Source organism: Streptomyces sp. NPDC031265, assembly GCF_055570295.1.
In genome coordinates this window covers 90,177-116,915 of sequence record NZ_JBVIHM010000016.1, presented here as the reverse complement: position 1 = coordinate 116,915, position 26,739 = coordinate 90,177, and the positions used below count along the sequence as shown (strand labels likewise).

The window sequence follows — 26,739 nt, the reverse complement described above, 5'->3', positions numbered from 1 at the left end:
CGGTTCCCCGCGCTCCTTCCGCCCAAGGGGTGCGGGGAACCGCGCGACCGGCCCAAGACGTCCCGCAGGCGCCCGAAGGCCGCCGGAGGCTTTCGGGAAGGGGCGGGGTGGGGAGAAGCCACCACCGTTCCGGCACCCCGCGTGGACGTTGTCGCGACGGCCGGGGCCGGGGACGCCTTCGCCGCCGGGTTCCTCTCCGCCACGCTGCGTGGCGCGGGGATACGGGAGCGGGCACGCTGCGGGCACCTGTTCGCCGCCGCCGTGCTCACCGTGCCCGGTGACCACACGGCCCCGCCGACCCGCGCGCACGCCGACCGGCTTGCCGCACTGGACGACGACGCCTGGGAGAGACTTCGTCTCGGCCCCGGGTGGACGGGGGAGGAGCAGGAGGTACGTACGCCATGAGCCAGACCGTCGACCGCGCGCTGAGCATCCTGCCGCTGCTCGCGCAGGGCCCCGCCGACCTCGGGCAGGTGGCCGAGCGGCTCGGGGTGCACAAGTCGACCGCCCTGCGGCTGCTGCGCACCCTGCACGAGCACGGCCTCGTCTACCGCCAGGAGGACCAGCGCTACCGCCTCGGCGCCCGCCTCTTCGCGCTCGCCCAGGAGGCCGTCGAGAACCTCGACGTACGGGAGATCGCGCACCCCCATCTCGTCGCGCTCAACGAGCGGATCGGGCACACCGTCCACCTCGCCGTGTACGAGGACGGTGAGGTGCTGTACATCGACAAAGTCGAGAGCCGCTATCCGGTGCGGATGTACTCCCGGGTCGGCAAGCCCGTCGCCATCACCGTCGCCGCCGTCGCCAAGCTGCTCCTCGCCGACCTGCCCGACACCGAGCGCCGCGCGGTCGCCGACAAGCTCGACTACCCCATGTACACGCCCCGTTCGACGCCGAACGCCCCAGCCTTCCTCAAGGAGCTCGCGGCCGTACGCGAACAGGGCTGGGCCACCGACCTCGGCGGCCACGAGGAGTCCATCAACTGCGTGGGCGCGCCCGTACGCGGCACCGACGGCCGCGTCGTCGCCGCGATGTCCGTCTCCGCCCCCAACGTCGTCGTCACCGCCGAGGAACTCCTCGGCCTCCTCCCGCTGGTGCGCCGCACGGCGGACGCCATCAGCCGGGAGTACTCCGGCAACATCGCCGACACCCCTGATATCCCTGACAAAGAAGGCAGTTCATGACCGAGAAGGTCGCTCTCACCCCCGCCACCCACACCACCCCGCCCGCCAAGTTCTCCCACGGCGTGCGCAAGGGCAACATCCTCCAGGTCGCCGGGCAGGTCGGGTTCCTGCCCGCCGAGGAGGGCAAGCCGCCCACGACCGCAGGCCCCACCCTGCGCGAGCAGACCCTCCAGACCTTCGCCAACGTCAAGGCGATCCTGGAGGAGGGCGGCGCCACCTGGGACGACGTGATGATGATGCGCGTCTACCTCACCGACGTCGCCCACTTCGCCGAGATGAACGAGATCTACAACGCCTACTTCGAGGAGCAGGGCCTGAAGGCCCCCGCCTCGGCGCGTACGACCGTGTACGTGGGCCTGCCCAAGGGCCTGCTGATCGAGATCGACGCGCTGGCAGTACTGGACAACTGACCTCCGTAACGGCCCTTCGCGACTGACCTCCGTATGCCCTTAGTACGACCGCTCCACAGGCCGCACGGAGCGGCGCCCCGGACCGCCGGGGCGCCGCCCCGCGGTCCCCCACGCCCTGGAACAGCCCTGCCAGCCACCGGAGCCCCCGTATGTCGTTCCCGCTCGCCACCGCGCCCCCGCCGCCTCCGCCGCACACCGGCGGGATCCTCCCCCTCGTCGGCGGCACGACCGGTCTGCTGACCGTCGCCGTCCTGGGCATAGCCCTCCTCCTGTACTTGATCATCAAGGTCCGGCTCCAGCCGTTCGTCGCACTCCTCGCCGTCTCCATAGCCGTCGGCCTGGGCGCCGGCCTCTCCGTCACCGAGCTCTTCGGCACGGTCCAGAAGTCCGCCGCCGTCTCGACGGTCGAGTCCGGCATGGGCGGCATCCTCGGGCACGTCGCGATCATCATCGGGCTCGGTACGATGCTGGGCGCGATCCTCGAAGTCAGCGGCGGAGCCGAGGTGTTGAGCGCCCGGCTGCTCGCCCTGTTCGGGGAGGAGCGCGCCCCTCTCGCCATGGGCCTGACCGGCCTGGTCTTCGGCATCCCGGTCTTCTTCGACGTCGGCATCTTCGTCCTGGCGCCGATCGTGTACGCGGCCGCCAAGCTCCCCCGAGCATCCGACAAGCTTGGTGCAGGGGGGACCCCCATCGGCAAGTCGATCCTGCTCTACGCCATGCCGCTGCTCGCGGGTTTGTCCATGACCCACGCCTTCCTGCCGCCGCACCCCGGCCCGGTGGCCGCCGCCGGGCTGTTCCACGTCTCGCTCGGCTGGGTGATCCTGATGGGCGCGGTCGTCGGCCTCCCGTCGGTGCTGGCGGCCTGGGCGTACGCCGCGTGGATCGGCAAGCGGATCTTCGTCGAGGTGCCGCAGGACATGGTGGAGGCGGCAGAGGAGGCGCGGGCGGCGGTGGCGGCGGAGCAGTCGGCCGCGGGGGTCGCTCCGCAGGAGAGGCCGGTGTCGCCGGCGACGGTCCTGGCGATCATCGGCACGCCGCTGCTCCTGATCCTGTCGGCGACGTTCTCGTCCATCGCCCTTGATCCGTCCCGTGGCCGCTCGGTGATCGAGTTCTTCGGCAACCCGTTCGTGGCCCTGACGATCGCGCTCGTCCTCGCCTACTACCTGCTCGGCATCCGGCGCGGCTGGTCCCGCAAGTCCCTGGAGACGGTGTCGACGGCCTCCCTCAAGCCGGTCGGCAACATCCTGCTCGTGGTGGGCGCGGGCGGAGTCTTCGGCGCGGTCCTGAAGGCGTCCGGGATCGCGGACGCGCTGGCGAAGACCTTCCACGACGTCGGCCTCCCGGTCATCGTGCTGGCCTGGCTGATCGCGGTGGCCCTGCGGGTCGCCCAGGGCTCGGCGACGGTCGCGATCGTCACGACGGCGGGCATCGTGGTCCCCCTGGTCGAGGGCGCGGCCTACTCCCAGGCCCACCTCGCCCTCATCATCATGGCGATCTCGGCGGGCTCGATCTTCGCGTCCCACGTCAACGACGGGGGCTTCTGGATGGTGTCGAAGTACTTCGGGATCACGGAACGGGACACGTTGAAGTCGTGGACGGTGCTGGAGACGGTGCTGTCTGTTGTGGGGTTCGGGGTGGCGGGGCTGCTGAGCTTGGTGATTTAGCCCCGCCCACCCTTCCCCGCCGCGGTCGTGCTCGGACAGTGCGGTGATGCGGTGCGACCCTTCTTCCCCGCCCCCGAATCGGTCGCCATGGAGGCAAGAACACTCAGCGAAACAGTGGTGAGCGGGGGATACGGCGTCCGGGCGGCACGGCGGCGCGGCTGACTGCGATGGCGGTGGTGTTGCCCACCACGTACACGTTGCCATCGCTGAACTCCAGGCACCGGCGCAGCCCACGCACCTGTCGGATATTCGTCACCTGGTGGCGGATGCCGCCCACCGCGATGAGATCACCGAGCAGGACGCCGTTGCCCAGCACGGTCTGTTCCAGCATCACCGGTCTCATGAACCCTCCTCCAGCAGGAATACGGCGCCTGCGGGAGCTGACTCCAGCCTCCGCAGCAACCCCGTCTCCATCGCCCGCAGCGACTCCAGGGACGGCCGGGCCTCGAAGACCGGCGGCCACCACTCCGGCGCCAGACGCCAGAACTCCCCCGCCGCTATCAGCGACTCCAGTTCCGCCGTCCGACCAGCCGCCGGGACCTGCGGGGTAGTCCGGTCATTCATCGCGCTGCGCCCTTCGCGTACGTCACACGGACCCAATTACCGTCTGTTCCACAAGAGTTGCGCTCAGTGGCGTACGATCACAACGCGTTACGCGTTCCAGTGGAGTTCTGTCACGCGGAGGAACGGCCGATGAGTCGCCGAAACGCAGCCGGAGGGAAGGCCACCACCACGGGGGCCGTATTCGGTGAGCTGCTGAAACACCTACGGGAGTCGGCCGGGCTCACCCAGGAGGGCCTGGCCAAGCGGATTCCCTGTGACCGGTCCCTGGTGGCCCGGATCGAAGCCGGTACCCGGGTCCCGCAAGACACGTTCGCGGACACCTGCGACATCGTGCTGAAGACGGGCGGCACACTCCTGCATCTGTGGGCACGGATCGACTGGTACCCCGAAGTGCAGCATCCGGACTGGTTTCAGCGCCGCGCCGACATGGACGCCAAAGCCGTATCGCTGCACGTCTTCGGTACCCAGGTGATCCCCGGCCTGTTGCAGACCGAAGAGTACGCACGGGCTCTGTTCTCACGTGTCGCAGCGGCCAACGACGAAGGCAGCGTGGAAGAGCGGGTACGGGCCCGGTTGAGTCGGCAACAGCGGTTCCTGAGCCAGGGCGGGCCGCTTCTCATCGCGGTACTGGACGAAAGCGTGGTCCGAAACGTCGTGGGAGGCGACGCGGTCATGTACAGCCAGTGCGCGCACCTGTTGGAGGTGGGGCAGCGCCCGAACGTCCGTATCCAGATCGCCCCGGCACACCGTTCCGGGCTCGTACGACCCAACACGTCCATGTCACTGATCACGCTGCCGGACGGACACGACTGGGTCTACTCGGAGTCGCTGGACCGTGGGCATTTCAACGACGATCCGGCAGTCTTCGCCAAGCATGCCCAGACCTATGATGTGCTCAGGGCGGACGCCCCGTCCGTCCGTGAGTCTGCCGCTCTGCTCAGCGAAGCGATGGAAGGGTACGGACACCATGGACAGGCACGGTCTCAGCGCGGCGACATGGGTCAAGAGCAGCTACAGCGGAGACAATGGCGGCGACTGCGTCGAGGTGGCCCCCGGTATCCCCGACGTCGTCCCTGTGCGTGACAGCAAGCGCCCCACAGGTCCCGCGCTGGTCTTCCCGGTCGCCTCATGGTCCGCGTTCATCACAGGCGTGACCACAGGGAACCTCGCCACCCACTAGTCCCGGCAACACCGAAGCAGCCCCGGACGGACCACCGACCGGGGCTGCGGTACAGCCGGGAGGGGCGGGGTGGGGGAGACCACCCCGCCAGGCGGAGCACTCCGCGTGTCACCCCGTGCAGTACTGCTGCTCCTTGCCGATCGACCGGTACATGCAGTCGGCGTTTTCGAGCAGCTGCAACACCGCGTCCTTGTTCCGCGACGTCTCCCGCTCGATCACCTCGTCCGGCGGGTAGAACCCGCCGCCCGCCCCGGACTCACCCGGATACATCTCGAACGTGAAGTCGAAGATCTTCTGCGTGCCCCAGAGGAAGTCGTCGATCGTGCCGTCCGTGATGTACAGGTCGCTGGACTGCTCCGGCGTATACCCGTTGGACGCCGCCATCTTCCCGCCGACCGCGGCGTACGCGTCGTGGTCGTCCTTCGTCAGGCCCGGCGCCGTGTCGTTGTACGTGTAGCCGAACGGCCACAGCACCAGCTCGCTGTACGTGTGGAAGTCGATCCCCGCCTTGATCTGCTGCTTGCCGCCCACCACCCGGCTGCGGGCGAAGTCGGAGACGACCTTCACCTCGGGCGCGGACTCGGCGGCCGAGCCGCGGTACGTCTCGGAGCCCTTGCTGGAGGAGGAGCCGCCGCAGCAGCCCCACTTGTAGTTCCAGTTGCGGTTCAGGTCCGTACCGACGTACGAGGAACCGGAGTTGGGCTGGCGGTTCTTGCGCCACGAGCGGTAGGAGCCCGTCGCGATGTCGTACTCGCCGCCGTCCGGGTTGAGGTCCGGCACGATCCAGATCTCGCGGTTGTTCACCATGTTGGTGATCCGCGAGTCCGTGCCGTACCCGGCCCCGAACTCGCGCAGCAGGTACAGCGCCATCTCCACCGTCAGGTGCTCACGGGCGTGCTGGTGGAAGGTGAACAGCACCTCCGGCTCGTTCTCGTCCGTCGCCACGTTGTCGCTGACCTTGATCGCGACGATGTCCCGGCCCTGGTACGACTTGCCGATCACGCGCTTGCTCATGATCGAGGGGTACTGGGCGAGGCGCTGGTCGATCTCCGTCGTCGCCTCGGCGTAGTTGTGGTACTTCGAGTCCGCCGGCGGGAAGTCGAAGGGCTGTGCCTTCGCGCCGTTCAAGCGGTTGGGCGGTCCGGGCAGCGCCTTGAGCACGTACCCGAGCGTGCGCAGGTTCTTCGCCTGCGCCGCGTCCGCGCTGACCACGACGGTGTGCTCGTGCACCTCGTCGATGGCGACCCCGGTGGCGGCGATGGCGGTGCGCGCGGCGGGGGTGGCCGGGCCGTGGATCTCGTACTGGGTGGTGGCCTCGTCGGCGGCCACGTCCGCGCGTTCGCGGGGTGACGGCGCCGGGGACGCGGTGGCGTGGGCGGTCAGGGGTGCGGCCAGGGCCATCGCGAGGAGGGCCGCGAGGCCCGCCGAGCGTCTGGCGGTGCCGCGCGTACGCGTACGGAGTCGCATGAATTCTCCTGGGGATTCGGAGGTGGGGGTGTTCATGTCGACGTTGCTGTGGTGCATCGCACCCTGAGCTTCGACTTATGGCATGTCAGCGTCAAGACATGCCGCCGTGCGGCCGGTTCGGGTGGGCGATATCCCGTCAAGGTCGTTCCCGCGCGGTGCGGCTCGTCGCGCCACCGTCCCCCCTCCGTCGAGTGCTCCGTACGCCTCATGGGGCGAATGGTGCCCGGCGAGGCCGCGGATCCGATCGTCCGTCCGGCCCCGATGGGCCATGCGGTCGTACGAGACGCCCCCCGCGGAGCTCCGTCCGGGCGCCGCCGCATCCGTGAGGGGGCGGCTGATCCAACTGGCCCGAACTCGACGGTTGCCCCCGGGGGTTGGCGCACCCAACAATGCTCATGACAACTTCAGGAACCCACACCTGAATCCCTTCAGAGGGGAACCCCCACATGAAGAAGCCTCTCGTCGGCACGGTGCTCGCGCTTCTGCTCGTCGGAGCGGGTGCGGCACCGGTCGTCGCGGCGCCGCACACCCACAGCGGCGCCAAGGCGACGGTCAAGGCGGTCGACTTCGCCGGAACGGTCGCGCTCAGCAACTGTTCCGGGTCGCTGATCCGCACGCCCAACTCCCAGCCGAACGACCCCGCTCTCATCCTCTCGAACGGCCACTGCCTGGAGACCGGATTCCCGGCCGCCGGTGAGGTCATCACCGACCAGCCCTCCACGCGCAGTTTCTCGCTGCTCAACGGCTCGGGCAGCAAGGTCGGCACACTGCGGGCCACCAAGGTCTCGTACGCGACGATGACCGACACCGACATCACGGTCTACGAGCTGGGCAAGACGTACGCGCAGATCCAGAGCCAGTACGGGATCGGCGCGCTCACGCTCAACGACCAGCACCCGGTCGCGGGCACCGCCATCAAGGTGGTCTCCGGCTACTGGAAGCGCACCTACAGCTGCAACATCGACGGGTTCGCCTACCGCCTCAAGGAGGGCGACTGGACCTGGAAGGACTCGGTCCGGTACACCTCCGCCTGCCAGACCATCGGCGGCACCTCGGGCTCCCCGGTCATCGACACGGCCACCGGCAAGGTGGTCGCGGTGAACAACACCGGCAACGAGGACGGTCAGCGCTGCACCGAGAACAACCCGTGCGAGGTGGACCAGAACGGCAAGGTCACCGTCCGCTACAAGATCAACTATGCCCAGGAGACGTACATCATCGTTCCCTGCATAGGTACCGGGAACAAGTTCGACCTCAGTCGGCCTGGTTGCGCGCTGCCCAAGCCGTAACAGCCCCAGCAGCCGTAACAGCGGAGATCCCCGCGTCCCGGAAAAGGGGCGCGGGGAACCTCGACCTCCCCCTGTTACGGAAGCGCGTGGACGTGCGGGCCCACCGCGTTCGACCAGGCGTTGCCCGACCTGGCGTCCCAGTTCGTGGACCAGGCCATCGCGCCCCGCAGGGCCGGCCACGTCGTCGACGGCTTGAAGGAGCCGCAGTTGGTGCCCGACGTCAGGCAGTCCAGCGCCGCGTTCACCACCGACGGCGAGACGTAGCCGCTGCCCGCGCCGCTCGTCGAGGCCGGCAGGCCGAGGCCCACCTGGGACGGGTCCAGGCCGCCCTGGAGCTGGATGCAGGCGAGCGCGGTCAGGAAGTCGACCGTGCCCTGCGAGTAGACCTTGCCGTCGCAGCCGTTCATCGAACCGCTGTTGTAGTACTGCATGTTGACGATGGTCAGGATGTCCTTGATGTTCAGCGCCGTCCTGAAGTACTCGTTCGACGTCGACTGCATGTCGATCGTCTGCGGCGCCATCGTGATGACGAGCTTGCTGCCCGCCTTCGACGCCAGCGAGCGCAGCGCCTGCGTCATGTAGGTGGAGTTGAGGCCGTTCTCCAGGTCGATGTCGACGCCGTCGAAGCCGTACGTCTGCATCATCGAGTAGACCGAGTCGGCGAAGTTCGTCGCGGACGTCGAGTCGTTGATCGACACCGTGCCGTTCTGGCCGCCGATGGAGATGATCACCGACTTGCCCGCCGCGTGCTTGGCGGCGATGTCCGCCTTGAACTGGTCGACGGTGTAGCCGCCGAGCCCGTTGGTGTCGAGGTTGAAGGTCACCCCGCCCGGTGTGCCGGTGGCGTCCGCGAAGGAGACCGCGATGATGTCGTAGTTCGCAGGCACGTCGCTGATCCTCTGGACGGTCGCGCCGTTGTTGAAGTTCTGCCAGTAGCCGGTCACCGCGTGCTTGGGCACGTTGCCGCCGCCGCCCGGATTGCCGGTCGCCGACGTCCTGCCGGTCACCGCCGGCGACTTCGCGGACTCACCGGCCGCGTTGGTCGCGGTCACCTGGAACTGGTACGAGGTCGACGCGCTCAGCCCGGTCACGGTCGCCGAACCGCCGCTCACCGACTGCACCTTGGCGCCGTCGCGGTAGACGTTGTACCCGCTCGCGTGGGAGACCGCGCCCCAGGAGAGGTCCACGGACGAGGACGTCACCGAGCCGACGGCGAGGCCGCCCGGGGCCGCCGGGACCGTCGGGGCCGGGTCGCCGCCCCCGCCGCCGTCCGGGCCGAAGACCGAGATGTCGTCGGCGTAGTACGCGGGCTGGCCGTACCAGCCGTGCGTGAAGATCTGTACGGACGTGGTGGAGGCGCCGGTCTTGAAGGTGGTCGACAGCTGGTTCCAGCCGCCGCCGGTGCCCGGTGTCCAGGTGGAGACGTCGCCGGTGCCGGTCCCGGTGGCGCCGAGGTAGACGTACGAGCCCTGGACCCAGGAGCTCAGTGTGTACGTCGAGTCGGGCTTCACGGCGACGGTCTGGACGCACTGGCCGGTGTCGGAGCCCGACGGGGTCGCCTTGAGGGCGGCGGACCCGCCGTGCACCGGAGAGGAGACGGCGGCGCCGCTCCCGGCCGTACAGCTCCAGTCGGCGAGCCCCGACTCGAAGCCCGCGTTCTTGGCGTTGTTGACGTCCGCCGCGTGTGCGGTGCCGGTGAGTCCGGCTATGGACAGGGCGCCGGCCGCGGCCACGGCCAAGCCGATTCTGCCGCTTGCTCGTTTCACTTGCTGCCTCCGGTGGGGGAGTTGGGAGGTCGGTGGGGAGGTGGGGCGCGCGCTGTGCGTACAAGCTGGTCCAGACCTGCGTACAAACTGGTCCAGACCAATCCGCTTGTCAAGACCTCTGGCGCCCTTCGTGGCATCACAGAAACGAGAAGACTGTTCACCCGCAGCTATCTCCTGGATACAGTGCAGGTTCAGGAGGGAAGTGCGGTGATCACTTACGGCTGAGGGGGCCCGCCGCGGGCCGAGGGAACGGGGACTTGATGTGCCAACTGCGATAGCCGTCACCAGCCCGGACCTGGTGTTACCGGCGGCCGATCCACACACGCCGTCACCGGCGGTCTTCTCGTCCCCGGACGTCCAGCCGCTCGACGCCACACTCGCCCACGCGCACCGCCTGCTCGACCTGCACGGCCATGTCGTCGTCCTGTACCCGGAGTCGCTTTCGGCCGCCCACGAGCAGCGGCTGCACACCGTCCGCTCGATCCTGGAGAGCGACCGGATCGCGCTGATCGGATCGCCGCTGCCGCCGCTCGGCCTGGCCGTGCTCGCGCGCCAGCTGTGCCAGCTGTCGGTGTGCGACTTCAGTCCCGGGGTGCTCGCCTCGGCCGCCCGCCTCCTCGCGCACTACATCCACGCGGGCGCCGTACTGAACTCGGTCACCCGGCTCGACCGCGTCCCGGTCGGACTCAAGACGCACGCCAAGTCCTGGCTGCCCGGCAGCCAGTTCGCGGTGCTCGCCCACCCGGTCCCGCAGCTCGTCAGGATCGGCACCGGCGACCTGGAGGGGCCCGACTACGCCTGCCATCTGCTGGTGGCGAGCGCGGCGGCGCCCTCCGAGTGGGTCACCGCCACGCTCGCCTCCGGCTGGCAGGTCGGCGCGGTGCTGGAAGCTCCGCTGCCGGGGTACTCGCCCTCCTGGTGGGGGACGTCCAAGCTCACCGAGTTCGCCGCCCATCTGTCCGACCTGTCCGTGCTCTACCAGCTCGTGGCGTCCGTGCGACGGGAGTCGTGCCGGTGGTGCGGTATGGAACTCATCGGCGACCGCTGCGGGTTCTGCGCCTCCCCCGTCACCGCCCCCGAGCTCCGGCTGCCCGCGGGAGGCACGTACACCTAGCCGCCGCGCAGCCCGCCCGGTGGCCCTTGTCCGCTCAGTCCCACGTCATCGAACGAGGTCGTACGGTCAATGAACTCCCGTCAGCGCCGTGGCGTCATCCTTCTCCTGGTCTCGGTCCTGTGCGCCGCCGGCGCCTTCGCCGGGGTCCTCTCGGTGATCCACGACGCCAACTCGAAGGTCGGCCCCGAGGTGACGGCGTACCGGGTGAAGGGCGAGATCGAGCCCTACAAGGAGCTGAAGGAGAGCCAGTTCGAGAAGACGTCGATGCCCGAGCGGTGGCTCCCCGGCAACGCGGTCACCGACCTCTCCCGCATCCGCGGAATGATCGCCGTCACCAAGCTCAGGGCCGGTTCGCTGCTCCAGTCCGACATGATCGTGAAGCGGCCCGAACTCCGGCCCGGGGAGCAGGAGATCGCCATCATGATCGACGCGTCCACCGGTGTGGCGGGCAAGATCACGCCGGGCTCCTCGGTGAACATCTTCGCCACCTTCGCCGCCGCCAAGCAGGGCGACACCCCCCAGTCGAAGATCATCGTCTCCGGCGCCAGGGTCATCGACGTGGGCAGCCTGAAGGCCCTCGACCCCGGCCGCGACGACCGCGGCAAGAGCACCGAGGCGGTCCCGATCACCTTCGCCCTGGGCACCGTCGACGCCCAGCGCGTCGCGTACGCGGAGTCCTTCGCCCAGCACGTGCGCCTCGCGCTCGTCGCGCCCGGCAGCGACCCCTCGGTCCCGCCCGGCGACCGTACGTACCGCCTCGAAAAGGACCAGTGAGGTTCGGATGACCACCAGGATCCTCCCGGCCGTCGGGGACGCCGACGCCGCCCGGTCCGTCACCACCCTGCTCAGCCAGCTCCCCGACGCCGAACCCGCCGCGCCGGTCGCGGACTCGACCCAGCTCATGGACACCCTGGCCCGGCTCGCCGGGGAGTCCCTGGACGAGCTGCCCGAGGTCGTCCTCGTCCACGAGCGCATCGGGCCGGTCCCCGCCCTCGACCTGGTCCGCGAAGTCGCCCTGCGCTTCCCCGCCGTCGGCGTCGTCCTGATCACCTCCGACGCGGGCCCCGGGCTCTTCGCCGCCGCCATGGACTCGGGCGCGCGCGGGCTGGTCACCCTGCCACTGCACTACGAGGAGCTGGTCAGCCGGGTGCAGGTGGCCGCCCAGTGGTCGGTCGGGGTCCGCCGCCACCTGGGCGGCGGGGGCGAGGCCTCCAGCGGCCCCGGCGGCACGGTCGTCACCGTCACCGGCGCCAAGGGCGGCGTCGGCGCCACCGTCACCGCCGTCCACCTCGCCCTCGCCGCCCGGGCGTCGGGCCGCACCACGGCCCTGGTCGACATGGACCTCCAGGCCGGGGACGTGGCCTCCTTCCTCGACGTCCAGTTCCGCCGCTCCATCGCGGACCTCGCCACGATCACCGACATCTCGCCCCGGGTCCTCCAGGACGCCCTGTTCACCCACTCCACCGGCGTCGGCCTGCTGCTCGCCCCCGGCGACGGCGAGCGGGCCGAGGAGGTCACCGACCGCGCGGCCCGCCAGATCCTCTCCGCCCTGCGCCACCGCTACGAAGTGGTGATCGTGGACTGCGGCACCCAGATGAACGGCGCCAACGCCGCCGCCGTCGAACTGGCCGACACCGCGCTGCTGGTGACCACCCCGGACGTGGTGTCGGTACGGGCCGCCAAGCGGATCGTACGGATGTGGGACCGCCTCCAGATCCGCAAGGCCGAGGAGACCACCACCGTGGTCAACCGGCACACCCGCGCCACCGAGATCCAGCCCGCGATCGTCCAGAAGGTCACCGGCACCCGGATCACCCGCACCTCCGTCCCCGCCAACTTCAAGGAGCTGCAGGCCGTCGTCGACGCCGGGCGCCTCCACGACCTGGACGCCAAGTCCACGGTCAAGCAGGCGCTGTGGACGCTGGCGGGCGAGCTGGGTCTGGTGAAGGGGGTCGGTCCGGCACCGGAGAAGAGCGGCCGGGGCACCCTCGTACTGCGGCGCCGGGGGCACGGATGAGGGGCATACGGTCGCGGGCCGACCGGGACCGGGGCCAGATCATCGTCGAGTTCACCGGGATGGTGCCGATCATCCTGGTGACCCTCGCCGCGATCTGGCAACTGGTCCTGACCGGCTACACGTACACCGTCGCCGGACATGTGGCGGACGAGGGGGCGCGGGCCGGGGCGGCGAAGGGCGGTGGGTCCGCCGCCTGCGACGCGGCGATGCGGGCGGCCGCCCCGGACGGGTGGGAGGTGGGGCCCGGCTGCGGCGGAGGCGGCGACCCCGACGTCTTCACCGCCACCGTCGCGATCAAGGTCCCGGTGCTCTTCCCGGGGGCGCTGTCCTTCCCGTTCACGGTGCACGGGCAGGCCGGGGCGGCGCGGGAGGAGACGCCGTGAGGCGCCGCGTCCACAGAAGCGACCGTGGTTCCGCCGCCGTCGAATACCTCGGCTTCCTGCCGCTGCTGCTCCTGGTCGCGCTCGCCGGCGTCCAGCTGGGGCTCGCCGCGTACGCCGCCCAGCAGGCGGGCACGGCAGCCCGGGCCGCCGCCCGTACCGGCGCGCAGACGGAACGGGCGGGCGGAGCCGTCCAGGCAGGGAAGGCCGCGGTCAGCGACTGGGTCGGCCGGCGCGCCGACATCGGCGTGGCGGGCTGCCCCGGGGCCACGGTGACCGCCACGGTCACCGTCTCCATCCCGTCCGTCTTCCCCGGCATCGACCACTTCGGCCCGGTCCACAAGAGCGCCACCATGCCCTGCGACGAGAGCAACCAGCCGAGGAGGCACGCCACATGAGCCTGCGGGCCCGTATCACCGCCCCCGAGGAGACCCGGGGCGGCGAGGGCGACGCGCATCTCGTCGCCGCCTACCGGGGCAAGCTCCTGGAGGAGATCGACCTCGCCGAGATGTCCTCGCTCGCCGCCGCCGAGCGCCGGGCGCGGCTCGAACGCGTCCTCGGCCACATCCTCAGCCGCGAGGGCCCGGTCCTGTCCACCGGTGAGCGGGCCCAGCTGATCCGCCGGGTCGTCGACGAGGCGCTGGGCCTGGGCGTACTGGAACCGCTCCTGGAGGACGCCTCCGTCACCGAGATCATGGTCAACGGCCCCGACCAGATCTACGTCGAGCGCGGCGGACGGGTCGAGCGGCTGCCGATGCGGTTCGCCTCGCACGAGCAGCTGATGCAGACCATCGAGCGGATCGTGTCGACCGTCAACCGCCGGGTAGACGAGTCCAACCCGATGGTCGACGCCCGGCTGCCGTCCGGCGAGCGCGTCAACGTGATCATCCCGCCGCTCTCGCTGACCGGCGCGACCCTCACCATCCGCCGCTTCCCGCGCTCCTTCACGCTCCCCGAGCTGATCGCCTTCGGCTCGCTCGACCAGTCCATGCTGATGCTGCTCGCCGGGCTGATCCAGGCGAAGTTCAACGTGATCGTCTCCGGCGCCACCGGCACCGGCAAGACGACCCTGCTCAACGCCCTCTCCGGGCTCATCCCCGAGCATGAGCGCATCATCACCATCGAGGACTCCGCCGAACTCCAGCTCCAGCAGAGCCATGTGATCCGCCTTGAGGCCCGCCCGGCCAACGTCGAGGGCAAGGGCCACGTCTCCATCCGCGACCTGGTCCGCAACTCGCTGCGCATGCGCCCCGACCGGATCGTGGTCGGCGAGGTGCGCGGCGGCGAGTCCCTCGACATGCTCCAGGCGATGTCCACCGGCCACGACGGCTCACTCGCCACGGTCCACGCCAACAGCGCCGAGGATGCCCTGATGCGGCTCCAGACCCTGGCCTCCATGTCCGAGATCAAGATCCCGTTCGAGGCTCTGCACGACCAGATCAACTCGGCCGTCGACGTCCTGGTCCAGCTCACCCGGCACGCCGACGGCTCCCGCCGGATCACCGAGATCGCCCTGCTCGACTCGCACGGCCGCGACCCCTACCGGCTCGCCACCGTCGCCCGGTTCGACCCCCGCCCGATGGCCGCCGACGGGCGCGTCCACGGCGAGTTCCGCCACTTCCCGGTCCCGCGCCGCGTCGCCGAGCGCCTCTACCTCGCGGGCCAGCCCGTCCCGCAGGCGTTCGGCATCGCCTCCTTCGACGAACAGCTCGCCACCCGAGAGGCCAGGTAGCACCGCCCATGTCCGCACTCACCCAGCTGACGATCGGGGTCACGCTGCTCGCCTGCGCGGCGGCGGTCGTCGGTGTGCACGCGTACGCCACGGGGCGCGCCCAGCGCCGGGCCCTGGTCGAACGGCTCTCCACCGCCGGGGAGCTGCCGCCCGCCGGAGGACGGCGGCCCTTCGCCGGGGTGGACCGCAGGCTGCGCCGCACCACGGTCGGCAAGCGCATCGAGCGCAAGCTCGCGGTGACCGGCCTGGACCTCACCCCGGGCGAGTTCTTCGTCTACGTACTCGCCGCGGTCGTCGGGCTGTGGGTGGTCGCCGCCTCGGTGCTCGCCTCGTTCTTCGGCCCGCTCGCGGCCCTCGCCGGGCTGTGGGCCGCCAACACCTTCCTGAACTGGCAGCGCACCCGGCGCACCGAGGCGTTCATCAACCAGCTCCCCGAGATCTCCCGCGTGATCGCCAACGCCACCCAGGCCGGGCTCGCCCTGCGCACCGCGATCGCCATGGCGGCGGACGAGCTGGAGGCCCCGGCGGGCGACGAGCTCAAGGCGGTCGCCGACCAGCTCGCCGTCGGCCGCACCCTCGACGACGCGCTCGACGAGCTGGCCCACCGGCTGCCCTCGCGCGAACTGGTCGTCCTCGTCTCGACGCTGATCCTCTCCAACCGGGCGGGCGGCGCGGTCGTCAACTCGCTGCGCAACCTCACCACCACCCTGGAGGAGCGCAAGGAGACCCGGCGCGAGGTGCGCACCCAGCTGTCCCAGGTGAACACCACGGCGTACGCGGTCCCGGCGATCGGGGTCGGTGCCATGCTGCTGGTCAACCAGATCGCGCCGGGCTCGCTCGCCAAGATGACCGGCTCGTTCCTGGGCCAGGCCGCGGTCGTCGTGGCGCTCGGGCTGTACGCGCTGGGCTTCGTCGCGATCCGCCGCATCTCGAAGATCGACGTCTGAGGGGGCGGGCATGGAACTGATTCTGGGACTCATCGGCGGGCTCAGCGTCCTGGGCGCCTTCCAGGGCGTACGGATGTACCGCGCCGAGGCCAAGCTCCCCGGCGACCTGGCCCTCGCCCTGGAGGTCGGCGCCACCCGCACCACCCGGACCGGCGGCGCCATCGACCGCCTCGGCATCCGCTACGCCCCGCTCGTACTGCGGCTGATGGGCCCCAAGCGCGTCGGCGAGAAACGCCGCAGGATCGACATGGCGGGCAACCCCGGCGGCCTGACCATCGACCGGTACGCGGCGCGGCGCGCGGTGTACGGGGCGCTCGGCGCGGTCGGCGCGGTGGTGATGCTCTCCGGCGGCAACTACCTGCTGGCCCTGCTGATGGTCGCGTTCGCGTACTACTGGGTCGAGGTCGGCATCTGGGCGGCCGTCCGCCGCCGCCGCGACGACATCGAGCGGACCCTGCCGGACTTCCTCGACGTCCTCGCGGTGGTGGTCTCCGCCGGGCTCGGCTTCCGCCAGGCCCTGGAGCGGGTCGCGGAGAAGTACGAGGGCCCCTGGGCCGACGAGGTGCGGATCGCGCTGCGCCAGATGGACATGGGCGTCAGCCGCCGCCAGGCCTTCGACGACCTGCGCCGGCGCAACGACTCCGAGCAGGTCGCCATGTTCGTCACGGCGCTCCAGCAGGGCGAGGAGCTGGGCGCGCCGATCGTGGACACGCTGATAGCGATCGCCACCGACATGCGCCGCACCGACGCCCAGAACGCCCGCCGCAAGGCGGCCAAGGCGGTGCCCAAGGCGACGCTGATGGTCACCACGTTCATGGTGCCCGCCACCATGATCCTGATGGCGTCCGCGATGCTGCTCGGGTCCGAGGCCGACATCGGCTCGCTCACGGGGAAGTGAGGGGACCGCCATGCCGAGGTCGACACAGCAGCACGGCCTGCCCCCCGAGCCCGAGGTCTCCCTCCAGCTCAACGCCCTCCAGGCGCTCTGCCGCCAGGTCTTCCTGTTCCGGCTCGCGATGATAGGGCTCGGCACCCCCTTCGCCCTGGCCAACTCGGCCCGGGGCATCGCTCTTTGGCTGGTCTCCGGAGCCGTGCTGATCACCTTCATGGGCTCGTACGCGCTCTACCGCGACTGGGAGCGCTTCGGCCCGCTGCTTCTGCGCCACCCGTGGCTGCTGGGCGTGGACACCGCGTTCGGCGCGCTGCTGCTGTTCACCGCGACCCCCGACTCCCCGCTCGGCTACGTCGTCGTCTGCACCCCGCTGCTCGCCGGACTGGTGTACGGGTGGCGGGGCGCGGGCGTCTTCGCCGGGCTCCAGTGCGTGATCCTGGCGCTCGCGTACATGGCCCAGCGCCAGCACCACCAGCCGGTCGCCCCGGCCCTGCTGCTGCCGGGCTTCTGCGTCCTCGCGGGCGCGGCCGGGGTCGCGCTGCGGGGTCTGCTGCTGCGGTTCGGGGTGGCCTCGCGGGCGCTCACCGAAGCACGGGCGAGGCTGGCGGTGGAAGAGGAACGGGCGAGGCTGGCAAGGGAGTTGCACGACTCGGTCGCCAAGACCCTGTACGGCGTGGCGCTCGCCGCCGAGGGCCTGGCGGCCTCGGCCGACCGCACCGACCCGGTCACGGTCCGCCGAGGGGCGACCCTGGTGGCCCGCTCGGCCCGCCGCGCCGCCGCCGAGTCCCGCGAACTCCTCGCCGACCTGCGCCGTGAGCCGGGCCCGGACGGGGGAGTGGACGTACTGGCGGAACTGGCGGCGCGGGTAAGGGACTTCGCGGGCCGAGGTGAAGACATGGGCGTGAGCTACCGCACCCTCTCCCGGGACGGGTCCGCGATGCGGGTCCCGCACCCGATCGCCCGCCAGCTCCTCACCATCGCCTCGGAGGCCCTGGAGAACGCCCACCGCCACGCGGGCCCGGCGCGCGTGGACGTGTCGGCGGGCGTGGTCGGGGACCTGCTCCGCATCAGCGTGTACGACGACGGGCGCGGCCTGCCCCCCGGCACCACCCTCGACGGGCTGCGCAGGGCGGGCCACTTCGGCCTGGTCGGCATGGTCGAGCGCGCGGCGGACCTCGGCGCGCGCATCCGCATCGGCCGGGGCGAGGCGGCGAGGGGCACGGAGGTCCGCCTGGACCTGCCGCTGACGGCGCTGGGAGCCGTACGGGCCGTGGAGAGGAGCGGGGTGTGACCCGGGTGCTGGTGGCGGACGACAACCCGGTCGTACGGGCCGGGCTCACCGCGCTGCTCGACGGCCACGCCGGCACGGAGGTCGTGGCCGAGGCGGCGGACGGCCGCGAGGCGTACGAGGCGGCTCTACTGCACCGGCCGGACGTGGTCCTGCTCGATGTGCGGATGCCCGGCGTGGACGGCCTCGCGGCACTGCCCCGCCTGGTGCGGGTGGCGCCGGTGATGATGCTGACGTACAGCGGCGAGGACGAGACCGTACGCGAGGCGCTGCGGCTGGGCGCGCGGGGCTATCTGGTGCACGGCGAGTTCACTGTGGAACAACTGGTCGGCGCGGTACGGGACATCGGGCTCGGCCGCGCGCACTTCTCGGCGACGGCGGCGAGGGCACTGGGTGTCAGGGAGGGGGCGGAGGGCGTTGCTTGCCCCACCCCCCCTCCGAGTGTCGCGCCCCGGTCGATTTCATTAAATCCGAACGAAGAGGCTTCGCGGATGCAACCGGATGTGGGACAGTCGTCACCGGGGCGCCGGAGGGGAACTCCGCTCCTGCGCAAGGGACTTGGAGTACACCGGCTCAGCAGGAGGGAGGTGGAGGTGATGGAGCTGATCACGGCGGGCATGAGCAATCAGCAGATCGCCGCCGCCTGCTTCATCAGCGAGAAGACGGTGAAGAACCACATCAACCGGATCTTCGCGAAGCTACACAGCAACAGCCGCACCCAGGCGGTCGCGACGTGGCTGGGGACGCGGGGAGCGGCGGGATGAGGGGGCATCGGCGTCAACTTCCCTCCCGGGCCGGGAATTGGGCCCAGGGGCCCTGTGCCGGAACCGGAGGGCCCGGGTACGGTGCGGCTGTCGAGCGCGGCACCGCCGTAGACCCCGGAGGGGACCACCATGAACGACAAGCTCCTCAAGCCCGCGACCGCGGCCAGGATCCGGGTCCACGGCTGGCTGAACACCACGGCGACGGCGCTGCGGCGGCGGGGGGACCGGGGGCAGGGCGCGGTCGAGTACATGGGGATCATCATCGTGGTGGTGGCGATCATTCTGGTGCTTACGCAGACGAATTTCGGCACGACGATCGCCGGGAAGATCACGGCGGCGATCAACAAGATCAACCCCTGACCTCACCCGCGTCCCGCCGCCTCACCGGAGACCGGGGGCAGGCCTTCCCCGTCTACATCACCGCGGTGGCCGGCCTGCTCTTCCTCGCGTTCGCGTACTTCGCGGTGGGTCAGGCGGCGATGAAGCGCAACGAGGCCCAGACGGCGGCGGACGCGGCGGCTCTCGCGGCGGCCCAGGACTTCCGGGACCAGCTGAGGAACGGCCTGCTCGACACCTTCGACCTCGCGCGCTGGCAGAAGCTGCTCGACGGCGACCGGGGCGGGCTGATCCCGCATGACTCCTGCCCGGCGGCACGTGATCTCGCCTCGCGCAACGACGCCGCGGCCGACACCTGCGAGCTGTCCTTCCAGCCCGAGCCCACCTACCAAGTGGCCGTGCAGACCAACAAGACGGCGGGCCATTCGGTCATCGCCGCCACACAGGACCACAAGGGCAAGGCGAAGGCCGCCGCCGTGGTCGTACCGCGCTGCCACCTTCAGGAGGCGCCCGGGAGCGGGCCCACCACAGAGCCTTCGGAGCCGGCGCCCGGCCCGGCCCCCGGCGAGTCCCCGGGGCCCGGCGGGCCGGGGGGCGGCGGGCAGAAGGCGTACCGGCTCGTCTGCGACAAGAAGCGGGACTTCGAGATCGACCCCGGCCACCTCGACCTCCTGCCGAAGGCGTCCGACCTGTTCTCCGTCCATCTGGCCGACAAGTAAGCGTATGAAGTGCGCAGCACGAAGGACCGAGGGGGCTTCACTCATGGACAAGGCCAAGATCAGGGCGCGGACGAGAGGCGCGGTGGTCGCGGCGGCTGCCGCCGCCCTGGCGCTCACCCTGACCGCCTGCGGGGGAGACGGCGGGGGCAAGCCGAAGGGCGGCGACAAGGCCTCCACCGCTCCGTCGGCGTCCGGCGGAAAGAACACCCCGTCCGGCGGCCCGTCCACCCAGAGCACCGAGGTCCTTGCGACCATCAGCGGCACCGACGGCGTCGAGGTGGTGATCAACTCGGCGAAGCGGGACGCCGGAGGGTTCGTGACGGTGCAGGGCGTCGTGAAGAACGGGTCCAAGAACCTGTTCTCCGCGCCCGGATGGCAGGGCAGCGAGCAGGAGCTGAGGAGCAACGGCGCGTCCATGGCGGGCGCCGCGCTGGTCGACAAGGCGGGCAAGAAGCGGTACCTGATCCTGCGCGACACGGACGGCCGCTGCCTGTGCTCGCAGTTCACGACGGGCATCCAGGCGGGGGAGAAAGCCCCCTTCTACACCCAGTTCCCCGCCCCCCCCGCCCCCGTAACGGAAGTCGACTTCCAGCTCCCCACCATGCCCACCGCCACCATCAAGATCTCCGGCTGAGGCACCCCATGCAGGCCACCCAGGCACCACCCGCGACCCCGGCACCCGGCCACCCCCGCCGCCGTCATGCCCGCTCCGCGGCCCTCGCCGCCGCGGTGCTGCTGTTCGTCGGGGCGGGGGCGGGCGCGGCCGTCGCCGACGATCCGAATCCCACCGCCGTGCCCGCCGCCGCCCCGCCCGTGAAGGTCGACGCCAACGCGCCCGGGCTCAAGCTCTCAGACGGGGCGACGCTCGCCGCGCCGAGGGTCATCGACATCAAGTCGGTCGTCGAGGACATGGGCGGCGAGGAGCGCCGCGCCGACACCAACGCCGACATCTCCTTCGCCCTGCAGGCCGAAGTCCTCTTCGGCAAGGACAGCGCCGCACTCTCCGCCGAGGCGAGCGGCCGCATCCAGGCGATCGCCGACGAGGTCAAGAAGCAGAAGGCCACGAACGTCCGGGTGTTCGGCTTCACCGACAACCTCGGTACGCACGAGCACGGCGTCGTCCTGTCCAGGCAGCGCGCGGACGCCGTCCAGGGCGCGCTCTCGCAGGCGGTGGGCGGCGCGGTCACCTTCGACATCCGGGGGTACGCGGAGGACTACCCCATCGCGGACAACTCCTCGGAGGACGGCCGCCGCAAGAACCGCCGGGTCGAGGTGTCCTTCCCGCGCGGGGCGACCGGGTAAAGGCGGGCCGGTGCGAGGGCGGGCCCGGCCGGCCGGGTGGAGGTGCGGTCGGCCGGGCCCCGTATGCGCGCGGGCCCCCGTCAACGTCCGTTGGAAGTGACGCTCCCGCGCACCACAGAGGCTGCCAGCCGGGGCGTACCCGGGACTTGGAAAAAAGCGCACGTCGGCGTGAGACGGCTGGGAATCGACGGTGAGGGCAAGGAGTGTGGACAGATAGTCTGTGCGCAGATAATCTACGGGAAGCTTAATTCGCGCACAGGATGAACAGGGGAGCCGACATGTGGGTGTACGAGCACGGAGTCGAGACCGGCGCCGCTCCTGAGGCCGTCTGGCGGCTGTGGGCCGACGTGGAGAACTGGGGCGTCTGGAACGCGGACGTCCAGAAGATCGAGATCCGGGGGCCGTTCGCGGCCGGATCCGAGATCACCATGGGGGCGGACGGTCAGGACCCGATCGAGCTGCGGATCGCCGAAGTGGCCGAGAATGAGCTGTTCGTGGACGAGGCCCGCTTCGACGGCCTGGTCCTGCGCACCGCGCACCGGCTCGACCGGCTGGGCCCGGACCGTACCCGGGTGGTCTACCGGATGGAGATCACCGGCGCGGCGGCCGACGAGGTGGGCCCGGAGATCGGCCCGGCCGTCACCGCCGACTGGCCGGAGACCATGGCCGCGCTCGTCCGGCTCGCGGAGGCGCGGCACTGATGGCGCTCACCCCCGGCGAGAGCCCCGGGTTCCTGCTCTGGCACGCCACGCTGCGCTGGCAGCGCGGGGTGACCGCGGCCCTCACGCCGCTGGGCCTCACACATGTGCAGTTCGTGCTGCTCGCGTGCACCTGGTGGCTCAACGGGCAGGGGGAGCACCCCAACCAGCTGGCGGTCGCCCGCCAGGCCGGTACCGACGTCAAGATGACGTCCCAGGTCGTCCGTACGCTGGAGGGCAAGGGCCTGCTCGTACGCGAGACCGACCCGGCGGACACCCGGGCCAAGCGGCTGCGGGTGACGGAAGCCGGGGCGGAGCTCGCGCCGCGGGCGATCGCGGCGGTCGAGGCGGTGGACGCGGAGTTCTTCCGGCCGGTGCCGGTGGGCGAGGCGGTGGCGCTGCTCGCGGCGCTGGCCCGGCCGGAAGAGTGACCCGCCCTATGAGCCGGTGTTGCCGCTTCCGTACGGCCTGGTGATCATCTCCATGGCGTGGCCGGACGGGTCGAGGAAGTAGACGCCCCGGCCGCCGTCGTTGTGGTTGATCTCGTCGGGGCGCTTCATGTACGGATCGGCGAAGTACCGTACGCCCCACTGCTTGATCTTCTCGAAGCCGGCGTCGAACTCGTCCTCGGAGACGAGGAAGGCGTAGTGCTGCGGCACGATCTTGTCCGGGTCGCCGGTGGCGAAGTCCAGGGTGACGCCGTTGCCGGTCTCGACGGGGATGAACGGTCCCCACTCGTCACCGACCCGCAGCCCCAGGATGTCCGCCAGGAACTCGGCGGAAGCCCGCTTGTCGCGGGAGTGGACGATGGTGTGATTCAACTCGACTGACACGGTGGAATGCCTCCAACAGGCATCTCACGGGCACCTCCACGCTCACCCGGCCGGTGACCAACGCGCGATGCCGTGGTCGTGATCGTAAGCAGGGGCGCGCGGGGCGGGCAAGGCGACTTCCGGCTTACGGGTGCGCCCCATGCGGGTGTACGCGCACCCGCACGCCCGGCCGGATGCCCCACCCCGCCATCGCGCCCGCCTCCGCCTCCAGGACGTGGCGGGCGCGGAGGCGGGGGACGGTGAGGCGGTTCGGGGGGACGGTGTGGAGGGCGACGACGCGGAGGTGGCGGTCGAGGTAGGCGACGTCCAGGGGGAAGCGCATGCGGAAGGTGTGTACGGAGGTGGCTGGGCTGAGGAGGACGGCGCCCTGGACCCCGTCCCGGCCGAGGAGTCCGCGGGTACGGGCCCGATAGGACGCGGCGATTTCGAGGGGGACGAGGTGCCCTCCTTCGACCGCCAACTGGCCTTGCCCGTCCCGCCATCGCGCCATGGGCCCACGTTACAGAGCCCCCACCCCACCCGTTCCCTGAACCCTCCGGGGGTGGGTGGGTGGGGGTGAAGGCTCGCTTCCCGGGGGCTGCGCCCCAGCACCCCCGAGCGGGGCTGCGCCCCTGCACCCGCTGGCGGGCCTCTGCGGCCCCTGCACCCTGCTTCGGGGCTCCGCCCCGGACCCCGCTCCTCAAACTCCCCCAAGGACTTCGTCCAGGGGGGACCCCCAGGGGCTGAATTTGCCCGGGCCCCGCTCCTTGTACGCCGGAGGGGCTGGGGGTGCCTTCAGGGGCGCGGGGAACTGCGCGACCAGCCACCGACACCCGCAGACAAGCACCGGGCCAAGAAGGGGCGCGGGGAACTGCGCGACCAGCCACACTCAGCCCGCAGACGAACGGACCCCGGGGCGAAGCCCCGCCCATTGGTCCGGGGCGGAGCCCCGAAGCGGGGTGCAGGGGTGCAGGCCCCGCGAGGGGTGCAGGGGCGCAGCCCCGCCCCGGGGTCCGGGGGCGCAGCCCACGGAAACCAGCTCCGCCCCCACCCACCCCCGGAGGGTTCAGGGGAGCGGGCGGGGTGGGGAAAACCTCCCGCCGCACCTAGGGTGCACCCCGTGTACCTAGCCCTGCTCGCCGCCACCTGGGGCGCCACCCTCGGGTGGCTGGTGCCGCGCGCCGCCTACCGGCTCTCCGTCCAGCCGGGCGAGCCGTGGCGGGACGTCTGCCCGCAGGGGCACCCCCTCACCCGCTGGCTCGGCCGCCCCGTCTGCCAACAAAGCGGCGCAGCCTGGGGCGCGGCCACGGCCGCCGCCTGCGCCGCCCTGGCCACCACCACCGGCCCCCGCCCCGAACTCGCCGTCTGGCTGCTCCTCCTGCCCCTCGCCGGACTCCTCGCGGCCGTCGACGCCCGCGTGCACCGGCTGCCGGACGTTCTCACGGTCCCCCTCGCCGCCACCGCCGCCGCCCTCCTCGGTGCCGCGGCTCTCGCCCCGCACCACGAGGGGTCCTGGTGGCACGCCCTGCTCGGCGGACTGGCCCTGGGCGGCGCGTACTTCGTGCTCTTCCTCGCCAACCCCGCCGGCCTCGGCTTCGGTGACGTCAAACTCGCCGTCGGCCTCGGCGTGGTGCTCGGCTGGTACGGCTGGGGCATCCTCGTCGCCGGCGCCTTCGCGGGGTTCGCGGCGGGCGGTACGTACGGCCTCGGGCTGATCCTCGCGCGCCGCGCCGGCCGCCGCGCGGCCATCCCGTTCGGCCCCTTCATGATCGGCGGCGCGTACGTCGGTCTGCTCCTCGGCGGCCTCGCCGCGTAGGGCTGCCCCTGCGCCACACACGGCGCGTAGGCGCGTAGGGTCCGCAACATGGCGCAAACCATCCGTAACCACAACACCCGCACCTTCGAAGATCTGATCGCCGAGGCGGCGGCCGCCCCCGTGGACGGCTGGGACTTCTCCTGGCTGGACGGACGGGCCACCGAGGAGCGGCCGTCCTGGGGGTACGCCCATGCCATGGCCGCGCGCTGGGCCCGGGCCACGGCCGCGCTCGACGTGCAGACCGGCGGCGGCGAGGTCCTGGCGGCCGCCCCGCAGCTGCCGCCGCTCGCGGTGGCCACCGAGGGGAGGCCGCCGAACGTCGCCCGGGCCACCGCCCTGCTGCATCCGCGCGGCGTCGCGGTGGTGGCCGACGCCGACGAGCCGCCGCTGCCGTTCGGCGACGGCGCCTTCGACCTGGTGACCAGCCGTCACCCCGTCCAGACCTGGTGGCCGGAGATCGCCCGGGTCCTCACCCCGGGCGGCACCTACTTCTCCCAACAGGTCGGACCCGCCAGTGTGTTCGAGCTCGTCGAGTACTTCCTGGGGCCCCAGTCCGCCGACGTCCGGGGCAGGCGCGATCCGGGCAAGGCGCGCGCCGAGGCCGAGTCCGCCGGGCTCCAGGTGGCCGATCTGCGCCAGGAGAAGCTGCGCACCGAGTTCCACGACATCGGCGCCGTCGTCTACTTCCTGCGCAAGGTGATCTGGATGGTGCCGGGATTCACGGTCGAGGAGTACGAGGAGAAGCTGAAGGCGCTGGACGAGCAGATCCGTACCGACGGGCCCTTCGTCGCGCACACGACACGGTTCCTGATCGAGGCCCGGAAGCCCCTGCGCCAACCCTGAGCCACCTAGCATCCGAGCATATGGAACGGATGTGGGCAATTGGTAATAAAATGTCCTCGCTGCGGGACGGTGTCGCCGCGATTCCCCGCCGCCAGGGCACGCGTACGGCACGGCCCGCCCTCCTCTGGTGGGGGTGGGCCGCCGCGCTCTTCCTGCTCTACGCCGCCGTCGGCGCCCGCCGCCAGGCGCTGATCCGCACCACCGGCTACGACCTCGGCATCTTCGAGCAGGCCGTGAAGGCGTACGCCCAACTGCGCGCCCCCGTGGCCCCGTTGCGCGGCGACGGGTTCAACCTGCTGGGGGATCATTTCCACCCCGTGCTCGTCGTCCTCGCGCCGCTGTACCGGATCGCCCCCTCCCCGTACACCCTGCTCTTCACCCAGGCCGCCCTGCTCGCCCTCGCCGTCGTGCCGCTCGCCCGCCGCGCCCGGCAGGCGCTGGGGCGCCGCGCCGCCCATGTGGTCGCTTTCGCGTACGGGCTGAGCTGGGGCATCGCCTCGGCCGTGGCGTTCGACTTCCACGAGGTGTGCTTCGCCGTCCCGCTCGTCTCGTACGCCCTGGAGGCGCTGGCCCTGCGGCGCTGGCGGGCCGCGGTGGCCTGGGCCGCGCCGCTGCTCCTGGTCAAGGAGGACCTGGGGCTCACGCTGGCCGCGATCGGCGGGTACATCGCCTGGAAGGGGCGGCGCGGGCTCGGCCTGGCGACCGCCGCCGCCGGGCTGCTCGGCAGCGCCCTGGAGTTCAAGGTGCTGATGCCGTTCTTCAGCCCGGCCGGCACCTACGCCCACGCCGCCAACCTCGAACCCGCCCACGGCTCCCTGCTCGCCACCCTCGCCTTCGCCCCGCTCGACGCCGTACGCCCGGAGGTGAAGGCCACCACCCTGGTCCTCGTCTTCGCCCCCGCGGCCCTGATCGCCCTGCGCTCGCCGCTGGCCTGGCTCGCCGCGCCGACGCTCGGCTGGCGGATGCTCTCCCAGAACGCCTTCCACTGGGGCACCTCGTTCCACTACACGGCGGTGCTGATGCCCGTCGTCCTGGCCGCCATGACCGATGCCCTCGCCCCCTACCGGCGCTCCGGCGACGCCCTCGGCCGCCGCCATGTGCGCGCCTCGCTCGCCACCACCGCGGCCGTCACCCTGGCGCTGATCCCGTCCTTCCCGCTCGCCCAGCTCGTCCACCGCTCCACCTGGCGCTCCACCGCGCACATCGCCGCCGCCCGCGACCTGCTGCGCCGCATCCCCGACGGCGCCACCGTCGCCGCCTCCAACCGGCTGGCGCCCCAGCTCACTTCGCGTACGGACGTGGTGCTCTTCCCGACCTACCCGGTCCACTGGCGGCTGTACGACACCGGCGCGCCGGTGCCCCCGCCGGCCGCCCAGTGGATCGTCTACGACCGGGTGCCCGCCGAGTCCTGGCCGTACCCGCCGGGCTACTGGCCGTACCCGAAGGACCGTCAGGAAGCCGAGCTGGTCAAGGCGGAACAGGCCTACGGGTACCGGATCGTCGCCCAGCGGGACGGAATCACCCTGCTCAGACGTTGAGGACGGCGACGGACGTA

The 26,739-nt window shown here is 71.3% G+C and carries 32 protein-coding genes (1 of these 32 cut by a window edge); 26 read left to right on the top strand and 6 right to left on the bottom strand.

The window, feature by feature from the left end:
* From ACZ499_RS24010 to ACZ499_RS23995, 4 genes are all read left to right on the top strand, one after another.
* Window positions 1-405: the 3' portion of a sugar kinase gene (locus ACZ499_RS24010; protein ID WP_468677766.1), read on the top strand. It extends 858 nt beyond the left edge of the window; the window shows 405 of its 1,263 coding nt (coding positions 859-1,263); its start codon lies off the left edge, out of view; the stop codon is at window positions 403-405.
* Entirely contained in the window at window positions 402-1,184 is a 783-nt protein-coding gene (locus tag ACZ499_RS24005; RefSeq protein ID WP_468410597.1) for an IclR family transcriptional regulator, read from the top strand. The genes ACZ499_RS24010 and ACZ499_RS24005 overlap by 4 nt, the downstream gene beginning before the upstream one ends.
* On the top strand, window positions 1,181-1,594 hold the full coding sequence (locus ACZ499_RS24000; protein WP_468677764.1) for a RidA family protein: 414 nt from the start codon (window positions 1,181-1,183) through the stop codon (window positions 1,592-1,594). The genes ACZ499_RS24005 and ACZ499_RS24000 overlap by 4 nt, the downstream gene beginning before the upstream one ends.
* A 149-nt stretch (window positions 1,595-1,743) precedes the next feature.
* Window positions 1,744-3,258, top strand: a complete 1,515-nt coding sequence (locus ACZ499_RS23995) for a GntP family permease (protein WP_468677762.1) — start codon at window positions 1,744-1,746, stop codon at window positions 3,256-3,258.
* 103 nt (window positions 3,259-3,361) lie between these two features.
* Here the strand turns inward: ACZ499_RS23995 and ACZ499_RS23990 are convergent, their stop codons facing one another.
* Together ACZ499_RS23990 and ACZ499_RS23985 are read right to left on the bottom strand one after the other, a co-directional pair.
* The gene (locus tag ACZ499_RS23990; protein WP_468410603.1) at window positions 3,362-3,601 is read right to left on the bottom strand and encodes a hypothetical protein; all 240 of its coding nucleotides are present in this window, start codon (window positions 3,599-3,601) and stop codon (window positions 3,362-3,364) included.
* Window positions 3,598-3,822, bottom strand: coding sequence for a hypothetical protein (locus ACZ499_RS23985; RefSeq protein WP_468677760.1), 225 nt, complete (start codon window positions 3,820-3,822; stop codon window positions 3,598-3,600). Before ACZ499_RS23985 ends, ACZ499_RS23990 begins: the two co-directional genes overlap by 4 nt.
* A 129-nt stretch (window positions 3,823-3,951) precedes the next feature.
* On the opposite strand from ACZ499_RS23985, the gene ACZ499_RS23980 reads away from it, so the two are divergent.
* Together ACZ499_RS23980 and ACZ499_RS23975 are read left to right on the top strand one after the other, a co-directional pair.
* On the top strand, window positions 3,952-4,905 hold the full coding sequence (locus tag ACZ499_RS23980; protein WP_468677758.1) for a helix-turn-helix domain-containing protein: 954 nt from the start codon (window positions 3,952-3,954) through the stop codon (window positions 4,903-4,905).
* On the top strand, window positions 4,868-5,002 hold the full coding sequence (locus ACZ499_RS23975; protein ID WP_468410609.1) for a DUF397 domain-containing protein: 135 nt from the start codon (window positions 4,868-4,870) through the stop codon (window positions 5,000-5,002). The genes ACZ499_RS23980 and ACZ499_RS23975 overlap by 38 nt, the downstream gene beginning before the upstream one ends.
* Window positions 5,003-5,110: 108 nt before the next feature.
* On the opposite strand, the gene ACZ499_RS23970 is transcribed toward ACZ499_RS23975, so the two are convergent.
* A complete protein-coding gene (locus tag ACZ499_RS23970; RefSeq protein WP_468677756.1) occupies window positions 5,111-6,469 on the bottom strand; it encodes a M14 family metallopeptidase in 1,359 nt (452 codons plus the stop codon).
* A 446-nt stretch (window positions 6,470-6,915) separates the two neighbouring features.
* Here ACZ499_RS23970 and ACZ499_RS23965 point away from each other — a divergent pair, with 446 nt between their 5' ends.
* Entirely contained in the window at window positions 6,916-7,758 is an 843-nt protein-coding gene (locus ACZ499_RS23965; RefSeq protein WP_468677754.1) for a S1 family peptidase, read from the top strand.
* A gap of 74 nt (window positions 7,759-7,832) precedes the next feature.
* Here ACZ499_RS23965 and ACZ499_RS23960 read toward each other — a convergent pair whose 3' ends face one another.
* Window positions 7,833-9,497, bottom strand: coding sequence for a chitinase (locus ACZ499_RS23960; RefSeq protein WP_468677848.1), 1,665 nt, complete (start codon window positions 9,495-9,497; stop codon window positions 7,833-7,835).
* A gap of 289 nt (window positions 9,498-9,786) precedes the next feature.
* On the opposite strand from ACZ499_RS23960, the gene ACZ499_RS23955 reads away from it, so the two are divergent.
* From ACZ499_RS23955 to ACZ499_RS23880, 16 genes are all read left to right on the top strand, one after another.
* Entirely contained in the window at window positions 9,787-10,638 is an 852-nt protein-coding gene (locus ACZ499_RS23955; RefSeq protein ID WP_468677752.1) for a hypothetical protein, read from the top strand.
* Between the two features lie 69 nt (window positions 10,639-10,707).
* Window positions 10,708-11,412, top strand: a complete 705-nt coding sequence (gene cpaB, locus ACZ499_RS23950; RefSeq protein WP_468410621.1) for a Flp pilus assembly protein CpaB — start codon at window positions 10,708-10,710, stop codon at window positions 11,410-11,412.
* 7 nt (window positions 11,413-11,419) lie between these two features.
* Complete coding sequence (locus tag ACZ499_RS23945; RefSeq protein ID WP_468677751.1) at window positions 11,420-12,655, top strand: AAA family ATPase; 1,236 nt, start codon at window positions 11,420-11,422, stop codon at window positions 12,653-12,655.
* Window positions 12,652-13,038, top strand: coding sequence for a TadE/TadG family type IV pilus assembly protein (locus ACZ499_RS23940; protein ID WP_468677749.1), 387 nt, complete (start codon window positions 12,652-12,654; stop codon window positions 13,036-13,038). The genes ACZ499_RS23945 and ACZ499_RS23940 overlap by 4 nt, the downstream gene beginning before the upstream one ends.
* Window positions 13,035-13,433, top strand: a complete 399-nt coding sequence (locus tag ACZ499_RS23935) for a TadE/TadG family type IV pilus assembly protein (RefSeq protein ID WP_468677747.1) — start codon at window positions 13,035-13,037, stop codon at window positions 13,431-13,433. The genes ACZ499_RS23940 and ACZ499_RS23935 overlap by 4 nt, the downstream gene beginning before the upstream one ends.
* Window positions 13,430-14,767: a CpaF family protein gene (locus ACZ499_RS23930; protein WP_385544356.1), complete on the top strand. Its 1,338-nt coding sequence runs from the start codon at window positions 13,430-13,432 to the stop codon at window positions 14,765-14,767. The genes ACZ499_RS23935 and ACZ499_RS23930 overlap by 4 nt, the downstream gene beginning before the upstream one ends.
* 8 nt (window positions 14,768-14,775) lie before the next feature.
* Window positions 14,776-15,714, top strand: coding sequence for a type II secretion system F family protein (locus ACZ499_RS23925; protein ID WP_468677745.1), 939 nt, complete (start codon window positions 14,776-14,778; stop codon window positions 15,712-15,714).
* Between the two features lie 10 nt (window positions 15,715-15,724).
* Window positions 15,725-16,612, top strand: coding sequence for a DUF5936 domain-containing protein (locus ACZ499_RS23920; protein ID WP_468410633.1), 888 nt, complete (start codon window positions 15,725-15,727; stop codon window positions 16,610-16,612).
* 10 nt (window positions 16,613-16,622) lie between these two features.
* The gene (locus ACZ499_RS23915) at window positions 16,623-17,897 is read left to right on the top strand and encodes a sensor histidine kinase (RefSeq protein ID WP_468677744.1); all 1,275 of its coding nucleotides are present in this window, start codon (window positions 16,623-16,625) and stop codon (window positions 17,895-17,897) included.
* Entirely contained in the window at window positions 17,894-18,658 is a 765-nt protein-coding gene (locus ACZ499_RS23910; protein ID WP_468677743.1) for a response regulator, read from the top strand. The genes ACZ499_RS23915 and ACZ499_RS23910 overlap by 4 nt, the downstream gene beginning before the upstream one ends.
* Window positions 18,659-18,787: 129 nt before the next feature.
* Window positions 18,788-19,018, top strand: coding sequence for a hypothetical protein (locus ACZ499_RS23905; RefSeq protein ID WP_067163534.1), 231 nt, complete (start codon window positions 18,788-18,790; stop codon window positions 19,016-19,018).
* Window positions 19,015-19,713 (top strand): pilus assembly protein TadG-related protein, encoded by a 699-nt coding sequence (locus ACZ499_RS23900; RefSeq protein ID WP_468677846.1) that lies wholly within the window; start codon window positions 19,015-19,017, stop codon window positions 19,711-19,713. The genes ACZ499_RS23905 and ACZ499_RS23900 overlap by 4 nt, the downstream gene beginning before the upstream one ends.
* Window positions 19,714-19,756: 43 nt before the next feature.
* A complete protein-coding gene (locus tag ACZ499_RS23895) occupies window positions 19,757-20,347 on the top strand; it encodes a hypothetical protein (RefSeq protein ID WP_468677741.1) in 591 nt (196 codons plus the stop codon).
* An 8-nt stretch (window positions 20,348-20,355) separates the two neighbouring features.
* Window positions 20,356-21,015 carry an OmpA family protein gene (locus tag ACZ499_RS23890; protein WP_468677739.1) on the top strand — a complete coding sequence of 220 codons (660 nt, stop codon included), beginning with the start codon at window positions 20,356-20,358 and terminating at the stop codon, window positions 21,013-21,015.
* 260 nt (window positions 21,016-21,275) lie between these two features.
* Window positions 21,276-21,716, top strand: coding sequence for an SRPBCC family protein (locus tag ACZ499_RS23885; protein ID WP_468677737.1), 441 nt, complete (start codon window positions 21,276-21,278; stop codon window positions 21,714-21,716).
* Window positions 21,716-22,144 carry a MarR family winged helix-turn-helix transcriptional regulator gene (locus ACZ499_RS23880; protein WP_283141801.1) on the top strand — a complete coding sequence of 143 codons (429 nt, stop codon included), beginning with the start codon at window positions 21,716-21,718 and terminating at the stop codon, window positions 22,142-22,144. Before ACZ499_RS23885 ends, ACZ499_RS23880 begins: the two co-directional genes overlap by 1 nt.
* 6 nt (window positions 22,145-22,150) lie before the next feature.
* On the opposite strand, the gene ACZ499_RS23875 is transcribed toward ACZ499_RS23880, so the two are convergent.
* Window positions 22,151-22,546, bottom strand: coding sequence for a VOC family protein (locus ACZ499_RS23875; protein ID WP_468677735.1), 396 nt, complete (start codon window positions 22,544-22,546; stop codon window positions 22,151-22,153).
* A 124-nt stretch (window positions 22,547-22,670) separates the two neighbouring features.
* Window positions 22,671-23,036 carry a DUF192 domain-containing protein gene (locus ACZ499_RS23870; RefSeq protein WP_468677733.1) on the bottom strand — a complete coding sequence of 122 codons (366 nt, stop codon included), beginning with the start codon at window positions 23,034-23,036 and terminating at the stop codon, window positions 22,671-22,673.
* A gap of 609 nt (window positions 23,037-23,645) precedes the next feature.
* Here ACZ499_RS23870 and ACZ499_RS23865 point away from each other — a divergent pair.
* The 3 genes from ACZ499_RS23865 to ACZ499_RS23855 are packed head-to-tail and all read left to right on the top strand — an operon-like array spanning window position 23,646 to window position 26,722.
* Window positions 23,646-24,341, top strand: coding sequence for a prepilin peptidase (locus tag ACZ499_RS23865; protein WP_468677731.1), 696 nt, complete (start codon window positions 23,646-23,648; stop codon window positions 24,339-24,341).
* Between the two features lie 48 nt (window positions 24,342-24,389).
* Window positions 24,390-25,184: a class I SAM-dependent methyltransferase gene (locus tag ACZ499_RS23860; protein WP_468677729.1), complete on the top strand. Its 795-nt coding sequence runs from the start codon at window positions 24,390-24,392 to the stop codon at window positions 25,182-25,184.
* Between the two features lie 50 nt (window positions 25,185-25,234).
* Complete coding sequence (locus ACZ499_RS23855; RefSeq protein WP_468677727.1) at window positions 25,235-26,722, top strand: DUF2079 domain-containing protein; 1,488 nt, start codon at window positions 25,235-25,237, stop codon at window positions 26,720-26,722.
* Window positions 26,723-26,739: the final 17 nt, after the last annotated feature.